At 72.7% G+C, this 20,301-nt stretch carries 16 protein-coding genes and 1 pseudogene; 9 read left to right on the forward strand and 8 right to left on the reverse strand.

Annotated features, from left to right (window positions below; all coding sequences use genetic code 11):
- Window positions 1–4: 4 nt before the first annotated feature.
- Genes ACFYT4_RS02110 through ACFYT4_RS02130 form a run of 5 tightly spaced genes read right to left on the reverse strand, consistent with a single transcriptional unit; the run spans window position 5 to window position 6,938 of the window.
- Window positions 5–727 (reverse strand): YoaK family protein, encoded by a 723-nt coding sequence (locus tag ACFYT4_RS02110; protein WP_389264357.1) that lies wholly within the window; start codon window positions 725–727, stop codon window positions 5–7.
- Window positions 728–770: 43 nt separating this feature from the next.
- Window positions 771–2,066 (reverse strand): type III PLP-dependent enzyme, encoded by a 1,296-nt coding sequence (locus ACFYT4_RS02115; RefSeq protein ID WP_389264358.1) that lies wholly within the window; start codon window positions 2,064–2,066, stop codon window positions 771–773.
- A complete protein-coding gene (locus tag ACFYT4_RS02120; RefSeq protein WP_389264360.1) occupies window positions 2,063–3,826 on the reverse strand; it encodes an IucA/IucC family protein in 1,764 nt (587 codons plus the stop codon). Before ACFYT4_RS02120 ends, ACFYT4_RS02115 begins: the two co-directional genes overlap by 4 nt.
- Window positions 3,823–5,745, reverse strand: a complete 1,923-nt coding sequence (locus ACFYT4_RS02125) for an IucA/IucC family protein (protein ID WP_389264362.1) — start codon at window positions 5,743–5,745, stop codon at window positions 3,823–3,825. The genes ACFYT4_RS02120 and ACFYT4_RS02125 overlap by 4 nt, the downstream gene beginning before the upstream one ends.
- Window positions 5,742–6,938 carry an acetyl-CoA carboxylase biotin carboxylase subunit family protein gene (locus ACFYT4_RS02130; RefSeq protein WP_389264761.1) on the reverse strand — a complete coding sequence of 399 codons (1,197 nt, stop codon included), beginning with the start codon at window positions 6,936–6,938 and terminating at the stop codon, window positions 5,742–5,744. Before ACFYT4_RS02130 ends, ACFYT4_RS02125 begins: the two co-directional genes overlap by 4 nt.
- A gap of 306 nt (window positions 6,939–7,244) precedes the next feature.
- On the opposite strand from ACFYT4_RS02130, the gene ACFYT4_RS02135 reads away from it, so the two are divergent.
- The 6 genes and pseudogenes from ACFYT4_RS02135 (at window position 7,245) to ACFYT4_RS02160 (ending at window position 14,866) form a co-directional block, all read left to right on the forward strand.
- Window positions 7,245–8,108: a (2Fe-2S)-binding protein gene (locus ACFYT4_RS02135; RefSeq protein ID WP_389264763.1), complete on the forward strand. Its 864-nt coding sequence runs from the start codon at window positions 7,245–7,247 to the stop codon at window positions 8,106–8,108.
- Window positions 8,109–8,175: 67 nt separating this feature from the next.
- Complete coding sequence (locus ACFYT4_RS02140) at window positions 8,176–9,390, forward strand: cation:proton antiporter (protein WP_389264765.1); 1,215 nt, start codon at window positions 8,176–8,178, stop codon at window positions 9,388–9,390.
- Between the two features lie 521 nt (window positions 9,391–9,911).
- Window positions 9,912–11,039, forward strand: a complete 1,128-nt coding sequence (locus ACFYT4_RS02145) for a serine hydrolase domain-containing protein (protein ID WP_389264364.1) — start codon at window positions 9,912–9,914, stop codon at window positions 11,037–11,039.
- A gap of 652 nt (window positions 11,040–11,691) precedes the next feature.
- Window positions 11,692–11,922 (forward strand): DUF6296 family protein, encoded by a 231-nt coding sequence (locus ACFYT4_RS02150; protein WP_389264767.1) that lies wholly within the window; start codon window positions 11,692–11,694, stop codon window positions 11,920–11,922.
- A gap of 602 nt (window positions 11,923–12,524) precedes the next feature.
- Window positions 12,525–13,864: pseudogene (locus tag ACFYT4_RS02155) on the forward strand (GTP-binding protein).
- A 279-nt stretch (window positions 13,865–14,143) separates the two neighbouring features.
- On the forward strand, window positions 14,144–14,866 hold the full coding sequence (locus tag ACFYT4_RS02160; RefSeq protein ID WP_389264366.1) for a DUF2470 domain-containing protein: 723 nt from the start codon (window positions 14,144–14,146) through the stop codon (window positions 14,864–14,866).
- Window positions 14,867–14,925: 59 nt separating this feature from the next.
- On the opposite strand, the gene ACFYT4_RS02165 is transcribed toward ACFYT4_RS02160, so the two are convergent.
- Window positions 14,926–15,810, reverse strand: a complete 885-nt coding sequence (locus ACFYT4_RS02165; protein ID WP_389264368.1) for a lytic polysaccharide monooxygenase — start codon at window positions 15,808–15,810, stop codon at window positions 14,926–14,928.
- Between the two features lie 292 nt (window positions 15,811–16,102).
- On the opposite strand from ACFYT4_RS02165, the gene ACFYT4_RS02170 reads away from it, so the two are divergent.
- Window positions 16,103–16,549, forward strand: a complete 447-nt coding sequence (locus tag ACFYT4_RS02170; protein ID WP_389264370.1) for an SRPBCC family protein — start codon at window positions 16,103–16,105, stop codon at window positions 16,547–16,549.
- 233 nt (window positions 16,550–16,782) lie between these two features.
- On the opposite strand, the gene ACFYT4_RS02175 is transcribed toward ACFYT4_RS02170, so the two are convergent.
- The gene (locus ACFYT4_RS02175; RefSeq protein ID WP_389264372.1) at window positions 16,783–17,229 is read right to left on the reverse strand and encodes an SPW repeat protein; all 447 of its coding nucleotides are present in this window, start codon (window positions 17,227–17,229) and stop codon (window positions 16,783–16,785) included.
- 394 nt (window positions 17,230–17,623) lie between these two features.
- Between ACFYT4_RS02175 and ACFYT4_RS02180 the strand changes: the two genes are divergently transcribed.
- Window positions 17,624–18,241, forward strand: coding sequence for a hypothetical protein (locus ACFYT4_RS02180; RefSeq protein WP_389264373.1), 618 nt, complete (start codon window positions 17,624–17,626; stop codon window positions 18,239–18,241).
- Window positions 18,242–18,808: 567 nt separating this feature from the next.
- Here the strand turns inward: ACFYT4_RS02180 and ACFYT4_RS02185 are convergent.
- Entirely contained in the window at window positions 18,809–19,687 is an 879-nt protein-coding gene (locus ACFYT4_RS02185; RefSeq protein WP_389264374.1) for a sigma-70 family RNA polymerase sigma factor, read from the reverse strand.
- An 83-nt stretch (window positions 19,688–19,770) separates the two neighbouring features.
- Between ACFYT4_RS02185 and ACFYT4_RS02190 the strand changes: the two genes are divergently transcribed.
- Window positions 19,771–20,220 carry a carboxymuconolactone decarboxylase family protein gene (locus ACFYT4_RS02190; protein ID WP_389264375.1) on the forward strand — a complete coding sequence of 150 codons (450 nt, stop codon included), beginning with the start codon at window positions 19,771–19,773 and terminating at the stop codon, window positions 20,218–20,220.
- The last annotated feature ends 81 nt before the right edge of the window (window positions 20,221–20,301 follow it).

Raw genomic sequence — 20,301 nt, forward strand, 5'->3', positions numbered from 1 at the left:
GACGCTAGTCCCTCGTCTCCCGCCCGTGCATGCGTTTATCGGTACGCCCCCGGGCGACGCCGTGGCCGACAGCCGTGACCAGGACGCATCCGGCCACCGTGAGCAGGACCACGGCCGGTGACAGGGCCTCGCGCAGCATCCACGCGCCGAGCAGACCGCCCGCGAACATCGCGCCCACGGCGGCACCCCGGCGGATCTGGGTGCGGGTGTCCGACGGGATCCTCGTGTCCAGCGCGAGGGGCGCGAGCAGGGAGGTCAGCGCCCGGGTGGCGACGGTGGTGGTCAGATCGGGCACCCGGGCGCGCAGGGTGGTGACGTTCCGCATCCCCATGGCCGCGGCGACCGTCACGATGACCGCGTAGTGGGCGCCGGCCGGATGCCCGCCCGCGCGCTCCATGCCCCGCGCGAGGATCCCGGCGCCGCCCAGCAGCAGGGCTTCGGCGAGCAGGGCCACCGTGAACCAGCGGTGTCCGCGCAGATCCACGCTGGACTGGAAGCGGGCGCCGAGCACCGCGCCCGCCGCGAAGCCTCCGAGCGAGGCCGCCGACGCGGCCGGTGACAGTCCGCCCTCCCCGGCGATGGCGAAGCCGAGGAGCAGCAGATTGCCGGTCTGCACCGCGGTGAAGACGGGACCGAGTACGAGATAGCTGACCGCCTCGATCATTCCGGTGGTGGCGGTGAGCGCCACCATGGCGGTCGTGAGGGCGGCTCCGGGTCTGAGCGTCACGGCTCTGCCTCCTTCCCCGCCCCCACTCGCCTGCTCGGGAACCCTACGGCCGGGTCGCGTCAGCGCCCGGGGACGCGCCGAGGTAATGGAACCCCGGCTTCGGGTGCATCAGGAACTCGTGGTGGGAGATGTTCCACGCGTACGCCCCCGTCAGCGCGAACACCACCCGGTCGCCCGCCCGCAGACCCGGCGCGCGGACCGCGCGCGCGAGCACGTCCTTGGGTGTGCACAGCTGGCCGACCAGGGTGACCGCTCCGCCGTCCGGCGCGGCCGACCGGGGCCACGCGTGCGGCCAGCGGTCGACGGGCAGCACGGCGCACGGCTGGTCGTGCCCCTTGGTGGCGGGGGTGCGCAGATGGTGGGTGCCGCCGCGTACGACCGCGAAGGTCTCGCCGTGGCTGCGCTTCACATCCAGCACCTCGGTGGCGTACCAGCCGCAGTACGCGGTGAGCGCCCGTCCCGGTTCGATGCGCAGCACGGTCCCCGGGTGGGCGTCCGCCAGGCGGGCGAGGCCCCGGCCGTAGGCAGCCCAGTCGAACCGTTCGTCCGGACGGGTGTAGTCGACCGTCATTCCGCCGCCGACGTCGACCTCGTGCAGGGGTGCTCCGTGGCGGGCCGCGAGCGCCGCCGACCACTCGACGACGGTCCCGGCGACGGCGAGCTGGGCTCCGGCCGTGAGTCCGCTGGCGAGATGGGCGTGCACACCCCGCCACCGCAGCCCCGGGAAGGTGCCGTCGGTGAGCAGGCGCACCAGGGCGTCCGCCTCCGACGGGTCCATGCCGAAGGGCGCGGGTCGCCCGCCCATCGCCAGGGCGCTCGACTCCAGCACGCCCGGGGGCACCGGGATGTTGAAGCGCAGCAGGACGGCCACGGGGGCTCCCGCGGCGAGGTGGGCGAGCATGCGCAGTTCGTACGCGCTCTCCACGTGGAAGCGGTCCACCCCGAGCCGCAGCGCGGCCTCGATCTCCGCGGGTGTCTTGCCGGGGCCGCCGAAGGCCAGCGGGCGGCCGGGAACGGCCTCGGCCGTGTGGGCGAGTTCGCCGCCCGACGAGACCTCGTAGCCGTCGACGTACGGGGAGAGCGCGGCCAGGATCTCCGCGTCCGGGTTGGCCTTGGCCGCGTAGTACAGCTCGACCCGCCCGGGAAGGGCCGCCCGGACGGCCGCCGTGTGCTCGCGCAGGGCGTCCAGGTCGTAGAGATAGGCGGGCAGCCGGCCGGAGGGAAGGGAGAGGGCGAGATCACGCACCCCGGCGGGGGCGTCGACCGGGCCCGCCGCGCGGGCAGGGGGCGCCGGGACTCGATTCGGGACGGCGGGCAGGGGTCGGGCGGTCGGGTTCATCGCGGGCTCCGGTCGGCGTCGGCGCGGGTGGCTTGGCGGATCACGTCCTCGGCGAGCGGGGACGGCAGCCGGACGTAGCCGGCGTCGCGGTCGGCCGAACGCTCCCAGCGGGTGAGCAGATTGGCCTTGGCGGGCAGGGGGACACCCGCGAGCAGGGCGCTCAGCCGGGGCGGGCAGCCGTGTTCGCCGGCGTACCGCTCCAGGGTGCGGCGCACCTGCGACCAGAGTGCGGGCTCGGTCCCCGGGTGCAGATCGGCGAGCGCGGCGAGCATCTCGGCGATGTGGTTGACGAGGAGGCAGTACACGACCCGGTCCCAGCCGCGCCGGGCGTCGTACGTCATCGGCCCGGCCACCTCGGGGGGCAGCGCGGCCAGGGCCGTGGCGTGGTGTTCGGGCAGCAGCTTGGTGCCCTCCAGGTCGCGGAAGAGGATCTGCTCGGGGCCGCCGTCGGGTCCGACGCCGAGGACGACGTTCTGCAGATGGGGTTCGAGGACGAGTCCGTGGTCGAAGTAGGCGGCAAGGACGGGCGGGACGAGGAGGTCGAGGTACCGCCGCCACCACCGCAGGGCGGCGGAGGGGTCGGGTCCGGCCAGCCGGGAGACGTGCCCGGGGCCGGTGGGGTACTCGTCGGCGACGGCCGCGGCGAGCAGCGGGGTGACCCCGGGGCGCAGCAGCCTCCCCAGCCCTTCGCGGACGATCACTCCGAAGCCCTCCAGCAGCCGGGTGTCGGGGCGGCCGTCGGGGCCGGGGACCGCGATGCCGCGGTAGGCGGGCTCGCGGAGCATTCCGGTGCCCGGGAAGCGGACGGCCAGTTCGGCGAGGGCGGGGGCGAGCAGCCGGGTGAGGGCGACGGCGCCGGAGAGTTCGTAGAAGGCGTTCTTGCGCACGCAGTTGGTGATGCGCACGTCGAGGCTGAACTTGAGGAAGGTCTCGCCGTCGTAGAGGGTCCGCACGGAGGCGGTGGGGGTGAAGTGCCGCTGCCCGGGGCCGAGGTCCAGGACGTCACCGCGCCCCAGGGCGGGGAGCAGGGCGGGGAGCAGCCTGCTGTACTGCCAGGGGTGCGCGGGCAGCAGCCGGTAGCCGTCGGGGACGGCCGCCAGCCGGTCCAGCGGTTCGGCGGCTCCCGGTTCGGCGCACTCCTGGGCCACGAGGTCCTCGCGCACGGCGAGCAGCCGGAGCGGGAAGGAGACCCCGGCCTCGGGGGCGTACGAGGACCAGGCGGCGGGGTCGCCGCTGTGCGCCTTCGGGGTGGGGTGGAAGCGGTGGCCGAGCGCGAGGGACTGCTCGGACGCGAGGTAGGTGTCGAGCGGGGCCGGTGCCGGATGCGTCCGGTCCGCCGGCCACGGGCGGTGCAGCAGTGCCGTGAGGGCCGCGGACACGCCCTGGTGGCTGGCGTCGATCTGGGCCAGGAACTCGTCGTTGTGCGCGCCGGTGCGCAGGGACAGTTCGGCGTGGGCGTACTCGGCGAGCCGCCGCCACCCGACGTCGGCCCAGCCGTCACCGGACTGTTCGGTGACCGGTCCGGTGAACCGGTGCGCGCCCAGCAGCGAGGTACGGCGCAGGGCGACCCTGAGCAGCACCCCGCGGCGCGGCAGCCGCAGCAGGAGACGCCCGTCGATGACGGCGGTCTGGTGCTCGGGTCCCGACACCTCTCGCAGAAGGCAGTTGAGGAGGGTGTGCGCCACGGCGTCGTCGGCGGAGGGCAGCCCCCGCGGCGGGCCCGCCGCGGGGGTGGGGCGGTCGGGGGTGGTGCTCGTCATCGCGGGTCACTCCCCCGGAGCAGATAGTTGGGACCGGTGGTGTAGTGCTTGTTGATGTCCAATGCGCCTGATCTCTCCTTGGCGAGCAGGGTGCCCGCCGTGACCATGGCCTTGACGGGCAGCCGGGCCGCGTCCAGGACATGGGTGCGCAGGAGGGCGCCGGGCTCTCCTGGGCCGGTGCCGAGGCGTTCGGCGGCCTCGCCGAGCCGGTCGCGCACCAGGGTGAGCAGCCGGTCCAACGGTGCGCGCCCGTGCCGGGCGAGCCCGAAGGCGTACGCCCCCGCGCAGAGGTGGACGGTGATGGTGGTGAACAGGTCCAGGACCGGGCCGTCGTCGCCGGTGACGATCCGCCGGTCCGCGAACGCGGGCGGGTCGGTTCCGAGGGCGTCGCGGAACCGCGCGGCGTGGACGCGCGGACCGTCGTTGTCCTTGAGGAGCAGCCGCAGGCCGTGCCGCTCGTCCAGGAGCAGCGAGATGTTCTGCTGGTGGGACTCCAGGGCCACGCCGTACCGCAGGAGCGTGGTGCCCCAGTCGAACAGCAGGGTCAGCACGGCGTCGAGGAGCGCGAGCGGATCGCCGCCGAAGTGGCGGTCGGCGAGCGCGTCGGCGATGAGCCCGCCGCCCGGCGCAGGGCTGAGCAGGGCCGCCATGGGGACGACGGCGGTGTCGTCGAGTCCCGGGGGGCAGCGGCGCACCAGTGCCGCGAGGAGTTCGTGTCCGGCGTGGGCGAACCGGGTCTCGTCGGTGTGCAGGACGGTGCCCCGGAAGCGGGGTTCCCGGGCGATCACGGCCTCGACGAGCCGCTGTCCGGCCGCGCCGTCGGTGAGACTGCCGGGTTTGATGGTGCGGCGGTTGAGTCTGCCCAGGGTGGCGGTGGCCAGGGGCAGTTTGAGATGGACGCCGGGGTCGCCGGCGAGGGCCACGGTCCGCGTGGACAGGGTCGGTACGACCTCCAGATACGGCCGGTCGGCGAGCAGCGCGCGGCCGGTGAGCCCGGCTGCGTCCAGGGCCCGGCGCAGTGGGCCGGCCGCGGTGAGCGGGTGGACGGGCAGGAGGAGGTGGCTCGCGTCGAGTTCCGCGGGCAGGCCCAGGGCCGAGGGCGCCTCCGGTCCTGCGCCGAGCGCCCGGCCCGGCCCCGGGTCCGCGATCGCCGGCGGTCCGGCGGCCGGTGACGGCGGGCCGGCGGGCCCGGTGCCGGACATGGTGACGGCGTCCCTGGGGAGGGCGAGCCAGCGGAGGCGGAAGCGGGGGTGGAACTCCGGTGCGTACGCCCGCAGATCGGCGTCCGTGAATCCGGGCCGCCCGCGCCCGGTGGGGTAGACGGGGTGGTCGAGCCGGGCGGCGAGCGTGTCGAAGGCGAGGCCGGCCGCGGGACCGGTCCAGTCGGCCGGGCGCCGCCCGTACCGGGTGGTGAGGCGCCCGGTGATCTCCTCGCAGGTCGTGCTGTGCAGGCGCCGGGCCGCCAGCGTCCGCCGGCACTCGGCGGCGAAGGCGTCGAAGCCGTCACGGTCCCCCGGGTGGTCGGTGAGATCGGCGAGTGCCGTCAGGACGGCGTCGCAGGTGGTCAGTTCGGTGCCGTCGGACTCCCTGCGCAGCAGAGGCAGCCGGGCCTCCGTCTCGCACTGGAAGCCGGGCTCGGCGGTGCGGACCGGGAGCAGCAGGGCGTCCCCGCCCCGGGTGGCCCGGCGGAGCCAGGTGCCGTCGGGCAGGTCCAGGGGGGTGCTGCGGGTACGCAGACCGACGGTGTCCTCGCGGAGCAGGGTGCTGAGCACGTCGAGCAGGAGAGGGGGTTCGGCGGATTCCGCGGGCTCCGGAGGTTCGGTGTGTGCTGTCGGTTCCGCCCGCGCTGTGGATTCTGCGTGTGCTGCGGACGCGGCGTGTGCTGCGGATCCTGTGTGTGCTGCGGATGCGGCCGTCATGGTGTGATCTCCCAGCTCTGCCCGGCGAGAAAGCCGTTCACGGCCCGGTCCACGGACTCCCGGTCCCGTCCGGTGGCCCGGACGACACCGAGGAAGTCGCGGTTGGTGTGGTACAGCTCGTGCCGCTCGCCGACCGGGCGCACCGGACGGTAGGTCAGCCGGACGCCTCCGGAGGTCAGATCGGCGGGTCCGGGGGCGGCGGTCAGGGTGCCCGCGCGGTCGGCGCAGGGGTAGTCGAGCCGCGCCGCGCCGTCCCTGCGTGCCCCCAGGTCCGCCGGGAGCGGCTCGCCGAGGTGGGTGCGGAGGATGTGCTCGAACAGGGGGATGCCGAGCAGTTCGGCGAGCAGCAGGTCGCACTGGTCGCCGATGGCCCGGTAGTTGACCTCGACGATGCGCGCGCGGCCCTCGTGCAGGACGAACTCGGTGTGGCAGGCGCCGAAGCCGACGCCGAGTGCGGCGAGCCGGTCCAGGACCTGGGCCACGACCGGCCCGGGAAGGGCGGGCACGTACGACAGCCGCTCCTCGATGAAGTACGGCAGGGGTGACAGCTCGGTGCGGAAGCCGCCGAGGACATGGAGGCGCCGGCCGTCCCCGAGTGTCTCCAGGGTGTGCAGTTCGCCCGGCAGATACTCCTCGGCGACCAGCGCCGCCGCGGGACGGCGGGCCCGGATGCGCTCGTAGTGCCGTATCAGCTCCGCGGGCCCTCCGGCCCGTACGACGTCCTCGCTGGCGACCCCCTCGCGGGGTTTGAGCACACAGGGAAAGGGGATGTCGAGGGCGGCCAGCGCCGAAGGCTCCAGCCCGGGGGCCAGCTCCACCGAGCGGACGGCGTCGTCACCGGTGCCGTGGGCGGCGAGGTGACGGCGCATCTCGGCCTTGTCCTTGGTGCGGAGCGCGGCCCGCCAGTCCTTGGCGGGCAGGCCGAAGTAGGCGGCGGCGAGCGCGGTCTGGGCCTGGAGGTGGTCGCTGTTGCTGAACACAGCGCCGGGCGGCCGGTGGGTGGAGATCCGGGTGATCACCGCGTGGTGGTCGCGCACATCGCACTCCAGGATCTCCAGGTCGGGATGGCGGTCGCGATGCGCCCCGGGCTGATCGGTGAGGAGTGTCGTCCGCAGGCCGAGCCGTTGTGCGGCGGGCAGGAATCCCTCGGTCACCGAGTCGGTGGGATTGAGGGCGAGGACATACAACTGCACGTTCTGCATGTTCTGCGTGGTCTGCGTGGTCTGCATGGGTGAAATACTTCCGCGCGCACATTTACCGGGCATGGGACAAGCAGAAACAAAGGCCGGGTGGCCGAACCGGCCCGGAACTCGGGCCGGAAATGAACTGCCTGGTGGGGGCGGCCCGTTTGTTTCGGATCATCACCCCGGAGCTTAGGTTAGGCATCCCTAAACATGCCAATGAGGCGCGCCGCGCCGTCAGTTCGCGAACAGTCGCTCGATGTGGTTAAGGTGAGCCTTACCTTCCTCTTGATTGTTCCGTTCCGCGAGGAGTACGTGTTGTCCCTGGCCCCGGCGCCGGCGCCGGCCGGAGCTGCCCTCAGCTGCTCCACCCTGCTGGCCTCCACCCACCACCGGCTCGCCGCGCACTGCGGCACGACCCCGCGCATCGAGGTGGCGCGGCCACGGACACCTGCCGGGCAGGGCTGGATCGACGGCGCGGAGCTGGCGTACCACCCGGGGCTGCTCGACGCCTACCTGGAGGCCGAACGGGGACGCATCCGGGAGCGCTACGACCACACCGCACGGCCCGATGTCGTCGCCTCCCGCGCGCTCCACGGATATCTCTGGGCGGCCTGTCTGCTGATCGCCGGCCCCTGGTACCTGGACCGCAGGGTGCCGGCGCTCGGCCCCGCGGATGTGCGGGTCAGCCGGACGACCGACGCGCTCGCCGTCGTCCCGGGCGGCTTCACCTGCCTCCCCGAGGACCCGGCCGCGGGACTGCCCGGGGTACGGGTCGTCGCGGACGAGGAGGCCCTGCGCGCCGAACTGCGGGCCGCCGTCGCCGCCCATGTGCGGCCGCTGCTGGCGGCGATGGGCCCCCGGCTGCGCCGGGGACCGCGCGCCCTGTGGGGCATGGTCGGCGACGATCTGGTCTCCGCGATCTGGTACGTCGGACGGATGCTCGGCGAGGAGGAGCGCGCGGTCGCCGAGGCCGGCGAGCTGCTGCCGGGGCCGGTCGCGCCCTTCCTCGGCGGCGCCGGCTTCCGGCGGCTCACGGGACGCGAGGGGCGGTCGTATCCCACGCGGACCCGCATGGGGTGCTGCCTCTTCTACACCATCCGGCCTGCCGAGGCGTGTGCGACATGCCCCCGGACGTGCGACAGCGAGCGCCTGCGGCGACTTGAGGGACCCGAGCGGTAGGAGACCGCCGACGGCGGCCCGGACCGCCTTCCCCCATTTGGACAATTCCTGATAAATACACTTCATGATCACGCATTCGGGAACGCTCATCCTGATCATGGCCGCCGCTGTACTCGCCCCTCTGCTCGCCTACGGATTCGGCCACTGGATCCGGATCCCCCTGGTGATCTTCGAGATTCTGCTCGGCATCGTCATCGGACCCGACGTCCTCGGCTGGGCCCGGCAGGACGCCGCCATCGACACGCTGTCCCATCTGGGTCTCGCGATGCTCATCTTCCTCGCCGGGTACGAGATCGAGTTCGACACCATCCGCGGCGACACCCTGCGCCGCGCGGTCTGGGCCTGGCTGATCTCCCTCGGGCTCGGCCTGGGGATCGCGCTGGCGCTCACGGAAGCGGAGCTGAGCCGGAGTCTGGTCATCGGCACCGCGCTGATCAGCACCGCGCTGGGTACCGTGCTGCCCATCCTGCGGGACAGCGGCGATCTGCGCGGGCGTTTCGGGACCGTGGTGCTGGCCTTCGGCGCGGTGGGCGAGTTCGGCCCGATCATCGCGATGGCGCTGCTGCTGAGCGGCCGGGCACCCGGTGAGTCGCTGGCGCTGCTGATCGCGTTCATGGCCGTCACGGCGGCGGCGGTCTTCTGGGCGCTGCGGCCCCACCCGCCGTGGTTCTCCCGTGTGATCGCGAAGACCCTGCACAGCAGCGGCCAGTTCGCCGTACGGTTCGTGATGCTGCTGCTGGTGTCGATGCTGGCGCTGTCGGCCGTCTTCGGCCTCGACACCCTGCTCGGCGCGTTCGCCGCCGGGCTGCTCACCCGGCTCGTGCTCAACGGCGCCGCCCCCGAGAGCAGCGCCCAGATCCTCGGGCGGATCGAGGCGATGGGGTTCGGCTTCCTGGTACCCGTCTTTTTCGTCGTCACGGGTATCCAGTTCGATCTGGACGCACTGCTCGGCGGCGGCCGGGCACTGGCCCTGCTGCCTCTGTTCCTGGTCCTCTTCCTCGTCGTACGCGGCCTTCCGGTGTACGCCCTGGCACCGCGCGATCTCCACGGCACGGACCGCAGGGCCCTCACGCTGTACGCCTCCACCTGTCTGCCGCTGGTCGTCGCGATCACCACCATCGGGCTGGACGGGAAGTTCATCTCCACCGGGGAGGCGGCGGCACTCGTGGGCGCGGCCATGGTGTCCGTGCTCGCCTTCCCGCTGCTGGCGCTGCGGCTGCGCGCCGGGGAGGGCGAGGCGGCGGCCTCCGCCAGGCGGGGCATCGGATCGGAGTCCTGGTGAGGACCGGCTCCCCGGCCGGGAGGTACGCCCGGCCGCGCGGGACCACGGGCCCGGCGGACACGCCCGTGGTCGCAGCGGGTGACTCCACGGCTCGGAGGGGAAAGGTGATGGACGGTCAACTGCCCGCGCCGAGCGTGGACGAGGTCACCGGCTCGTCCCCGGGCACCGCTCCGGACGGCACCGTGCCCGCGACCGTCCTCCCTGCCGCCGTACCCCGGCAGGGCGGCCGACGACGTGATCACCGTGTGCCGGCGGATCGCGGACGAGCGGTGCGGGGAGAGGCTCCGGGTGCCCGGCGACGTGGTCGGGCGCACCATGGTCTTCCGGATCCACCACGCGTGCCCGACGTGGATCCTGCCCGTCGAGGTGTCCTGCACCGTCGAGCGGGCGGGGGCGCGGACCTTGTCGGTGTGTCCGGGACACTGGTCCTGAACCTGAACCCGCCGGCGCCCGGCCGATGAGTTCGGGCCAGGTGACCGGTCCGACTGTCGTGGGATACACCGGGACACACACCGGCGCACATGAACGAGGAGACAGCGGTGGGCGACATTCAGAAGCAGGTTCAGGCGGCCCTCGACCGGCGGGTGGAGTCGGGTGCGGAGCGCGGCCTCCAGGTCGCGGTCTACCGGCACGGCGAGTTGCTCGTCGACGCGGTGGCCGGGGTGGCCGACCCCGCGACCGGGCGGCCGGTGACTCCTGGGACCGTGTTCTACAACTACTCGATCGGCAAGGCCGCGACCGCGACGGTCGTCCATGTCCTCGTCGAGCGCGGCCTCTTCGGATACGACACGCCCGTCGCCGAACTATGGCCCGAGTTCGCCGCGCGCGGCAAGGAGGCCGTGACCGTACGGCAGGTGCTGAACCACACCGCAGGAGTGCCGGGGCTGCCGCTCGACACCACGGTCGACGACATCTGCGACTGGACGTGGATCTGCGCCACGATCGCCGACTCCGAGCTGTGGTGGAAGCCGGGCACGGCCATGGGCTATCACGCCTACACCTTCGGATACATCCTCGGTGAGATCGCCCGCCGGGCCACCGGCAAGCGCATCTCCCAGGTCCTCGCCGAAGAGGTCACCGGGCCGCTGGGGGTCGCCGACGAGCTGTACTTCGGGATGCCGGTCGCCGAGCACGGCCGGCTGGCCGTGCTGGAGGACCAGGAGGGCGCGGCCGATATGATGGCGCAGATGCCCCAGGACCTGCCCATGTTCAAGGCCGGTCCGATGTCGCTGTTCCCGACGGCCTCCCTCGGCAATCGCACCGACGTCCTCGCCGCGGACATCCCGGCCGGCGCCAAGACCTCGGCCCGCGCCATCGCACGGATGTACGCGGCGCTGCTGGGCGGGCTGCCCGGGACACAGCTGATCTCCCCCGAGCGGCTGCGGGAGGCCACCGCCGTCTCCTTCGGGGGCCCCGACCAGGTCTTCGGGAACGACGCCACCTGGGGACTCGGATTCTCCCTGGGCCTGCCCGGGGCCGAGGAGAAGCGCGCCGGCGTCTTCGGCATGGCCGGCGCGGGCGGCAGCTACGCCTACGGGGACACCGCCACGGGCATCGCCTGCGCGGTGACGAAGAACCGGCTCACCATGGACTTCGACGCCATGATGGAGGTCGTCGCGTTGGTGGACGAGGAGGTGGCGGCGGGCTGAGCCCGGCCGACGCCCCGGGACGGAGGTCGCCGTGCTCTTCAAGCAGGCCGTGCTGGACGCGATCGCACGGGGAGAGGTCGATCTCGCCTACCGGACCTGGCGGGCCCCCCGGGTGAGGGCCGGATCCCGGATGCGTACCGCGATCGGAGTGCTGGAGGCGGTGTCGGTCGAGCCCGCCGACGCCGCCCGCATCTCCGCGCGGGACGCCCGCCGGGCCGGCTTCGCCTCCGCCGACACGCTCCGGGCGGTCCTGGCGGAGCGCGAGGGGACCGTCTACCGGATCGAGCTGCGCCGCGCCGGCGACGATCCGCGGGTCGGGCTGCGGGCCGACGACACGCTCGGCCCGCAGGATGCCGACGAGCTGCGGCGGCGGCTCGGCCGGCTCGACGCGGCCTCCCGTCACGGTGCCTGGACCCTGAAGGTCCTGACGCTGATCGCCGAGAACCCCGGCACCGGCTCCGCCGCTCTGGCACCGCGTGCCGGGCGCGAGCGGCCCCTGTTCAAGGCGGACGTCCGCAAACTGAAGGAGCTGGGCCTGACCGAGAGCCTGGAGGCCGGCTACCGGCTCTCCCCCCGGGGTGAGGCCGCACTGCGTGCGCTCGGTACACATCCGAGTAAGGATGGACAGGGGGCAGGCCCGTCAGGAGGCCCCATGACGTACGCAGAGAGCTATGAGCTGGTGTTCCAGGCGGCGGCCGTGGAGGACGACGTGGTGGTCGTCCGGCGCACGGACCGGGCGGGCGCGGGCGGCTCCCCCATCTACGAGGACGACACCGGCATCGTACGCGCGGAGATCAGCGACCGCGGCGAGGTGCGGATGCTCGCCAGCGGGGGCCACCAGGTACCGGGCATGCCGGTCACCGTCCGTCCGCTGACGCCGTGACCGGGCCTGCGCCGACGCTCTGACCCGGTTGGCTGCACAGCCGTGTGCACGCCCCGGCAAGCGGCACGGCCCGGGCGGCGGGGAGAGGCGGGTGGGTGCGGCACGCGGTCACGGAAGGCGGGCCGGTCGGCGCCCTGAGGCCGCGGGGATGAGCGCCGCACCGCCTCGGCGGCGGTCCGGGTCGAGGACCGCTTGCTGCGTACACGCCTTCCCCGGACGGGCGACGCCGTCGGACCGCGGACGGGACCGGCGGCACGGGCCCGCATCACGTGTGCCTGCGGGTTTCACCGGTTCCGAATCGGCGGAACCGGCCTACTGCCGGGCTCGGCAGCGGGCCGGTCGGGCGGATCGGAGCGGGTCCCGCGAATCGGAGCGGACCCGGGCGGATCCCGACGTCCCCCGAGTAATTCGGTTGCCTTCACGGACGGCCCGCTGTTGGACTCTGCGACGGCAGCTCATCCCACCGACCCGAGGAGTGCCGGCGATGCGAGGAACTCTCATGTCCATCGAGAAGGACTTTTCCATCCACGTGGAGGACATGAGGGTTCGTGCGAACGTTGAATCTGGGAATTCTGGCGCATGTCGACGCCGGTAAGACGAGTCTGACCGAGCGGCTGCTGTACACCGCCGGAGTCGTCGACGCGATCGGACGTGTCGACGACGGCAGCACCCGGACCGATTCCCTGGCACTGGAGCGGCAGCGCGGGATCACCATCAAATCGGCGGTCGCCTCCTTCACCGTCGGGGACATCACGGTCAATCTGATCGACACCCCCGGCCACCCGGACTTCATCGCCGAGGTGGAGCGGGTGCTCGGGGTGCTCGACGGCGCCGTCCTGGTGCTGTCCGCCGTGGAGGGTGTCCAGGCGCAGACACGGGTGCTGATGCGGGCCCTGCGGCGGCTCCGCCTGCCCACGCTCCTGTTCGTCAACAAGATCGATCGCGAGGGAGCCGACGCCGACCGTGTAGTGCGGGCCGTCGCCGGGAAACTGACCCCGGCCGTCGTACCTCTGGACCGCGCGGTCCAGCAGGGCACCCGAGACGCCTCCTCGGTGCCGTACGAGCAGACCGATCCCGTCTTCACCGAACGGCTGACGGATCTCCTGGCCGGACAGGACGACACGCTGCTGACCGCGTATACGGGGAGGTCCAGAAGGAGGTCATCCAGGCCACGCTGGCGGACGACTTCGGCGTGGACGTCGTCTTCCGGGAGACGACGATCTGCAGGGAAGAGGGCGTCGGCACCGGCGCGGCGGTGGAGTTCATCGACAAGGAACCCCATCCGTTCCTCGCCACGGTCGGGCTGCGGGTGGAGCCCGCGCCGGCCGGTGCGGGAGTGGAGTTCCGGCTGGGGGTCGAACTGGGTTCGATGCCGTACGCGTTCTTCGCGGCGGTCGAGGAGACCGTGAAGGAGACCCTGCGGCAAGGGCTCCGGGGCTGGGAGGTCGTCGACTGCGCGGTCGTCATGACGCATTCCGGCTACTGGCCGCGGCAGAGCCATGCCCACGGCACCTTCGACAAGAGCATGTCGAGCACGGCCGGGGACTTCCGCGCTCTCACGCCCCTGGTCCTGATGGACGCGCTGCGGCGGGCGGGCACCAGGGTCATGGAGCCGGTACACCGCTTCCACCTCGATGTCCCGGCCGACACCCTCGGCACCCTGCTGCCCGCGCTGGGCCGACTGGGCGCGACGGTGGAGGCACCCGTGCCGCACGGGCCGTCCTGCGTACTGGAGGGCGAGATCCCGGCGGCCCGGGTGCACCGGCTCCAGCAGCGGCTTCCCTCCCTGAGCCGTGGCGAGGGGGTGCTGGAGACCTCCTTCGCGGGCCACCGGCCGGTCACCGGGAGGGCTCCCTCCCGGCCCCGGACGGACCACGACCCGCTGGACCGGAAGGAGTATCTGCTGAAGGTGGTACGGCGGGTCGGCGCCGGACAGGGGTAGGGCCCGGCTCCCGGCGCCGGCCGGGCCGGGAGCGTACGGTCCCGGAGCGGGAGAACTCCCCCGGCTCCCCCGGCTCCCCCGGCCCCTGGCTCCCGCGGCTCCCCCGCCGGAGCGGCCGTCCGCGCCCGGCGGGTTCCGGGGGCGGGCATCCGGCCATTCGGACACGGGCGGGCCGGAAAGGACGGGCGGGAGGCGGCGATCGTATGTGCGGGCTTGGCGGGGGCACCCCTTCGGGTTTAGGTTAGGCAAACCTAACCTTCTCGGAGTGTGGAGTCCTGGATGCGTCTGTTCAACACCCCCATCGCTCTGCCGACGACCGCGGAGCGGATCCGGTCCATCCTCATGGCTGCCGATTCCATGACCGTCGTCACCGACGAGGGACGCACCGAGATCTCCCGGCTGCACGGCCCCGGCATCACGGAGCACATCCATCTGCACCCGGCGGCGCCCCGCCCGTCGGACGCCGACGCCTCACCGGACGGACCCGTGCGCGCCACGCTGGAGTTCACCGACATCGCCCCCACTCCGGTCCGCGACCGGGTACGGGCCCGGGTGCTGCTGGCGGGATGGCTGCTGCCCGCGTCGGAGCACTCCGGCCCCGGGGGCAGCCGCTGTATGGAGTTCGACCGCGCCGTCCTCGAACGGGCCGGCGAGCGGACGGCGGTCGGGCTCGACGAACTGATGGAGGCCGAGACCGATCCCCTGGCGACCTGTGAGGCGGGCATGCTCACCCATATGGTCGACGACCACCGTGACATCGTCGGCCTGCTGCTGCGCCTGGTGAAGCCCCGGCTCACCGTGGGCGCGCGGCGCGCGCTCCCCCTCGCCATCGACCGGTACGGCATCACCCTGCGCCTTGAGTACGCGCGTTCCCACGAGGACGCCCGGCTCCCCTTCCCCTCCCCGATCAAGGACGTCGACCAGGCCGGGGCCCGTATCCACGCCCTCGTCGCCTCCGCCCGACACCGCTCACCCCGGAGCCGGCTGCTGAGCGACTCCTGAACCACGGCCGGTCCCGCGCGGCACCGGGACGCGGGGTGGACCCGACGAGGGCCACGCGGTCATCGCCCGCGCCGACGGACCACCACGGACGTACCGAACGCCAGCAGGAGCAGGACCGCGGCCGAGCCGCCGACGAGCAGCGCGGTGCTGTCGCCGTCCGTGTCCGCCACGGCCCGGGCGCTGCCGCCGGGCCCGGCGCGCTGCCCGTCGGGCGGCAGCGGCGCGGGCGTCCGCGGGGCCGCCGCCGCGCCCTCGGACACGCCCTGGGAAGCCGCACCGGTATCGGTATCGGCCGGGGATCCGGGGTCGGCTGCGGTCAGGAGGAGATCCGAGCAGGAGTAGTACGTGTCCGGGGTGTCCGTGTTCCGCCAGATCGTATAGAGCACATGACGGCCGGTCAGTCCGGCCGGGAGCCTGCCCGCGATGCGGTACGCACCGTCCTCCGGCACGGGGTCGGTCACGGTCGCGAAGGGCTCGGGCGCCAGATCGGCCCAGCGCAGCGGCTCGGCCGGGTCGTACCCCTCCCGGGTGAGATACAGGCTGAACGACCCCTGGTGCGGGATCGTGGAGCGGTAGGTGAGATCGAGTTCGCCACCGGCCTTCAGCGGAGTCGACGGCCAGTCCGCGCGGGGTGTGTCCAGTCCCCTGTACGCGGGCAGGCCCGCGCTGCACAGTTGTCCGTCGGGGATGATCTCCCGGTCCCGGCCCCCGACGTCGGCCACTCTCAGATTGTCCCAGGCGCCCAGGGGCACTCCCCCGTTGGCCGCCACGGCGGCACGGCAGGCCGCCGAACCGCGCTCCGCTCCCTCGGGTCCGCACGCGGCTGCCCGGCTGACGGGATCGGTCGGCGCACCGTGCCCGTACGCGACGTGCGGTGCGAGCAGGGTGAGCACCAGCGGTACGGCCCCGACGAGGGCGGCTGCGGTGCGGCGGCGGGCGGTCATTCCGGAGGGCCTCCTTGTCGGCCGGGCGGCCTGCCGTGTAGTACGGGCATGCGAGGGTGAGCGTTCACCCCTGCGGCGGAGGGGCGTTCCGGCCACGGCGACGGCCCGCGCCGCCCCTGGGACACTCCTCATGAGCGCCCGGCGTGCTCGGCGTACGGTCCGTACCGCCCCAGCACCGCCGGAGCCGTCACGGACGACCAGGTACCACCCGTACGACCTGGCAACGCCCTGCACACCGTGTGGACCACCGCCCGCTCCCGCGGCGGGCGACCGAATGATCACTGGAGGAGTCATGGCCGGCCGGTTCGAGGCGACCGTCGAGATCAACCGCCCCGTCGAGGAGGTCTTCGCCTTCCTCGCCGACGGCGAGAACGATCCCAAGTTCAGCCCACGCGTCATCGCGATGGCGAAGAAGACGGAGGGCCCCACCGGGGTGGGCACCGTGTACGCCAGCACGGTCAAGGACGCCGGACTCACGACCCACCGGGAGTTCCGGATCACCGAGTTCGTGACACCCACCAGGATCCGCTGGGCGGAGGTCTCGAAGAATCTCGTCACGGCCAAGGAGGGCGGCTACGACCTGGAGTCCACCGGTCCCGGCACCACCAGGCTCCGTATCTTCAACCTTCTGGAGGGACATGGGGTCGGCAAGGTCGTCGCGGGCCTCGCCCTGAGCGCGGCCCGCAAGGACGCGGACGCCTTCGGCCGGCGTATCAAGGCGGTGGTCGAGGCCCCCTGACTCCCTGTCCGCCGTTCCCTGCCTGCCGATCCGTACGGCCGATCCGCACCCGCGTTCCGTACGGGCCACGCGTCCCCGCACCCCCCGACGGGGCCGTGGGGCGGGGACAACCTGGCCTACGGCGCGGTCGGCGGGACGAACAGCGCGGGCCGGTCCACCGTCCGGTGGACCGGCCCTGTTCTTCCCGCGCGTCCCTTCGCGGACGCGGGCAGCCCTTCGGGGCACCGCCCGGGTCAGGAGGCGCGACTGCTCCTGCCGCTTCTCATGGACGCCACCGTGCAGGCCAGCCCCAGCAGGAAGGTGAGGCCGCCGATGACGGCATTGGTCCAGATGACTCCCTTGTCCGGGCTGCTGCCCACGACCCACGGCGCGATGATCATCCACGCGCCCATGACGCACATGGCCCAGCTCAGGCCGTACATGCGCTGGGGCATGACGGTGAATCCGAGCGCGAGCACAACGATCGCGGCACCCATGATCAGGTTGTGTGCCGCGAGGGCGGGCTGGCTGCCCGAGAAGTGGACTATCCACGGGGACACCGCGCATGCCAGGCCGACCAGGAACACCGGGCCGTCCACCAGGGCGACATCGCGCCCTCCGAGCACACGGGCGTAGCGGTCCCGCATTTCTGTGATGTCGGGATGACCCGCCAGATCTCCCCTGTGTGAGACGTCGGCCATACGACTCGCCTCCTTCTGTGCGCTGCAAGTCTGACCGCACTGCGCGTACAGAGCCGCGCTCTTTCATTTTGCTCTTATCTGTTCCTTATGGATAGCGATCCGGACGAGTAGGTTCCGCTACGGGTGCGGGGTGCGGCGGGAACACGAGGCCGGACGCGCCTGATCAGTACGGATGCGCCCCACAGGGGTACGGATCCGGCCGGCGTCGTTCCGGCGTGTCGCCCTCACCCGGTTGCCGCATCCGGCCGCCGGTGACTCACGCGAACAGAATGCCTGGTCAGAGGGTGTCCACCGGAAGCAGACCACCGGAGTGGCGGAGTCCCGAGCGGTTGCGCCGTGTGGACCACATTCCCACCGTGGGTGGGCACCGACCCCTCTCGGAAGGAACACCCGCATGCGTCTTGCACCGGTGACTCGCGTACTCGTGCCGTCGGCACTGTGTGCCGGTCTCGTTCTCACGGCGATCGGTCCCACGGCCGCGCTCTCCACGCCCGCACCCGCGCCCGTCGCCGCGGCGACCCCCACGGCGACCGGGGCGGAATCCTCGATTCCCGGTGCCGCGCGGCTGAGTGCTCAGATCGAGGCCCTGCGCGGAACCGAGGGCGCCCCGTCCGCCGTGACCGGGCTGCTCGACGAGGTACTGGCCGCCGGCGACGGGCAGTTGTCCCCCGCCACGGCCGCCCGTCACCAGGCCGAGGCCGAGGCAGCGCTCGACGCCCTGGAGGCCGATGTCGCGAAGACCGGGGACACCGCGGCCGTGGACGGCGTGCTGGCCGCGCTCCGGACGACGCTCACCGAACTGGTCGAGGCGGCGACGTCCGGTCTCACCGGGCTGATCGGCTCGGTGGGCTCGACCGTGACCGGGCTGGTCGGCACGCTGCTGAACACGGTCTCGGGTCTCGGGGTGCCCCAGGTCCCGGCGGTCCCGGCCGTGCCGGTCGACGCCGCCGTGCCCGGCACCCCGACCGTGCCCACGGTCCCGTCCGTCCCGACTGCTCCGCCACTCCCCTGACCTGACGGGGCGGCCGGCTCGTCGGACACCACCGCATACGGCGGGCCCTCAACGGGCCCGTCGGCGGTGGGCGGTTCACTCCCGGCGAGTGTCGGCGGACACCGCCCGGGGCGCTGACGCTGCCGCCAGGAGACCGCGGCGACCACGATCCGGCTCCGGCCCGCGCCCGTACGGCGCTCCACCGTCGTTCCCCCTGCTACGCACCTGCCGGCTACCTGAGTCGAGCCGTACGACAACCTCGGCAACGCCGGCGTCCTCGTCTACGGCACCGACCGCGACGGCCACGACCACGTGGTCGCCGGCCTGGGCCGCACCAGCCCGATCGCCGCGTACGAGAACGCCACCCGCAGCCCCTGACGTCGGCGCCAGGGCACGGGGCAGCGTGCCGACCACCAGTCCGCCGCCCCATCCGGCACGCATGTAGGGCGCGCCCCACGCCTGGACCTCGTAGGTGTCTGCTCCGTCCTGGCAGCGCTGCCGCGTGGACTCGCCGACGCTTCACGCGCCGCCTGAAGCCATGTGACGAGCGCCGCCCACCCGCACCGCGGCGACCGCCTCGGCAGTGGCTCACGCCGGATCCGGCAGGTCCATCGACGCGAGCCTGGCCGGGTCGGTCACCACCGTGATGCCGGTGATCCGACCGTCGACGACGGTGAACGCGATGACCGAGAGCGGGGTGCCGTCCTCGCGCCAGGACGCGAACCCGGGAAGGCCGTTGACGAGTACCGCTTGCCCCCGTGCGGCTGCGCCGGCGGACAGTTGCGCGCCGGCGGCGACCTTGGTGGCGCCGAGGGTGACGACCACGCCATCGGAGGTGTGGACGGTCAGCCTCACCTCGGGGTCGAGCACGCGCAGCAACTCTTCGAAGTCGCCGTGGCGAGCCGCGTTCAGGAAGGCCTGGGCCACCTCTCGCTGCTCCCGTCCGACGACCGGAGGCCGCTCGGTCGCCTGAACCTTCCTGCGGGCGCGGCTGGCGAGCATCTTGGTTGCGTCGGTGGACTTGCCGAGGATCCGGCCGATCTCGTCGAACGGCACCGCGAACAGGTCGTGCAGCACGAACGCCAGCCGCTCGCTCGGCCGGAGCGACTCAAGAACGACGAGGAGCGCGAGCCCGACCGAGTCGGCGAGCGCCACGTCGTCCTCCGGCGCAGGGCCGTCGTCGACCGTCACGACGAGCTCGGGCAGCCGGTCGTCGTAGGACGCCTCAGGGTGGGCCTGGCGCGATCGCAGGACGTCGAGGCTGATCCGGCCGACCACCGTGGTCAGCCAGCCCGCGAGGTTGTGGATGGTCTCCGTGTCCTGGCGGGAGAGCCGCAGCCAGGCCTCCTGGACCACGTCCTCGGCGTCGGCGTGCGATCCGAGCATGCGGTAGGCGACCGCGCGCAGACGGTCGCGCTGGACCTCGAAAGCCTCGGCCACCGGGTCCGCAGGGCTGGTGTCGGACATGTTGTTACCTTCCTCGGATCTGCTCCGTCATGGGTAATGACGGGCCCGGACCGGCCCAGGTAACCGATGAAGGAGCAGGACTGTTGGAAGCACGCATGAAGAGCTCGGGTAGTCCCGACATATTCACAGCAATTCACCACCTCAACAAAGCGATTCACGCCGGTGGCGTCGACCCGCTCGTGCTTGAGCTGGTCCACCTCCGCGCCAGCCAGATCAACGGTTGCAGCCCGTGCGTATATGCCGGGGTTCATTCGGCGAAGAAACACGGAGAGACAGAGGAGCGGCTGCACAGCGTGGTGACATGGCGCGAGACGGCCCTCTTCACCGAGAAGGAGCGGGCGGCGCTCGCGCTGGCCGAGGCCGCCACCCGTATCCAGGACGGCGCGCCGGGCGTGACGGACGACATCTGGGAAGCCGCCGCTGCTCACTTCGACGAGAAGCAGTTGTCCGCGATCATCCTGAACATCGCGATGACCAACTTCTTCAACCGGATCAACCACACGACCCGGGAGCAGGCCGGCAAGACCTGGTGAGCCCGGCGGGGTGTCATCTCCACCAGATCACGGCTCGGGCACCGGCAACCGGCCGCAGGTCGACGACGAGGCCGTGGCGGC

Source organism: Streptomyces sp. NPDC004609 (genome assembly GCF_042873655.1).
Classification (GTDB): Bacteria; Actinomycetota; Actinomycetes; order Streptomycetales; family Streptomycetaceae; genus Streptomyces.

Excerpts from the sequence above, each read along its gene's own strand:
- ACFYT4_RS02115 (WP_389264358.1), bottom strand. The coding sequence starts at position 2,066 with ATGAACCCGACCGCCCGACCCCTGCCCGCCGTCCCGAATCGAGTCCCG.
- ACFYT4_RS02120 (WP_389264360.1), bottom strand. The coding sequence starts at position 3,826 with ATGACGAGCACCACCCCCGACCGCCCCACCCCCGCGGCGGGCCCGCCG.
- ACFYT4_RS02125 (WP_389264362.1), bottom strand. The coding sequence starts at position 5,745 with ATGACGGCCGCATCCGCAGCACACACAGGATCCGCAGCACACGCCGCG.
- ACFYT4_RS02145 (WP_389264364.1), top strand. The coding sequence starts at position 9,912 with ATGAACGAGGAGACAGCGGTGGGCGACATTCAGAAGCAGGTTCAGGCG.
- ACFYT4_RS02150 (WP_389264767.1), top strand. The coding sequence starts at position 11,692 with ATGACGTACGCAGAGAGCTATGAGCTGGTGTTCCAGGCGGCGGCCGTG.
- ACFYT4_RS02160 (WP_389264366.1), top strand. The coding sequence starts at position 14,144 with ATGCGTCTGTTCAACACCCCCATCGCTCTGCCGACGACCGCGGAGCGG.
- ACFYT4_RS02165 (WP_389264368.1), bottom strand. The coding sequence starts at position 15,810 with ATGACCGCCCGCCGCCGCACCGCAGCCGCCCTCGTCGGGGCCGTACCG.
- ACFYT4_RS02170 (WP_389264370.1), top strand. The coding sequence starts at position 16,103 with ATGGCCGGCCGGTTCGAGGCGACCGTCGAGATCAACCGCCCCGTCGAG.
- ACFYT4_RS02175 (WP_389264372.1), bottom strand. The coding sequence starts at position 17,229 with ATGGCCGACGTCTCACACAGGGGAGATCTGGCGGGTCATCCCGACATC.
- ACFYT4_RS02180 (WP_389264373.1), top strand. The coding sequence starts at position 17,624 with ATGCGTCTTGCACCGGTGACTCGCGTACTCGTGCCGTCGGCACTGTGT.
- ACFYT4_RS02185 (WP_389264374.1), bottom strand. The coding sequence starts at position 19,687 with ATGTCCGACACCAGCCCTGCGGACCCGGTGGCCGAGGCTTTCGAGGTC.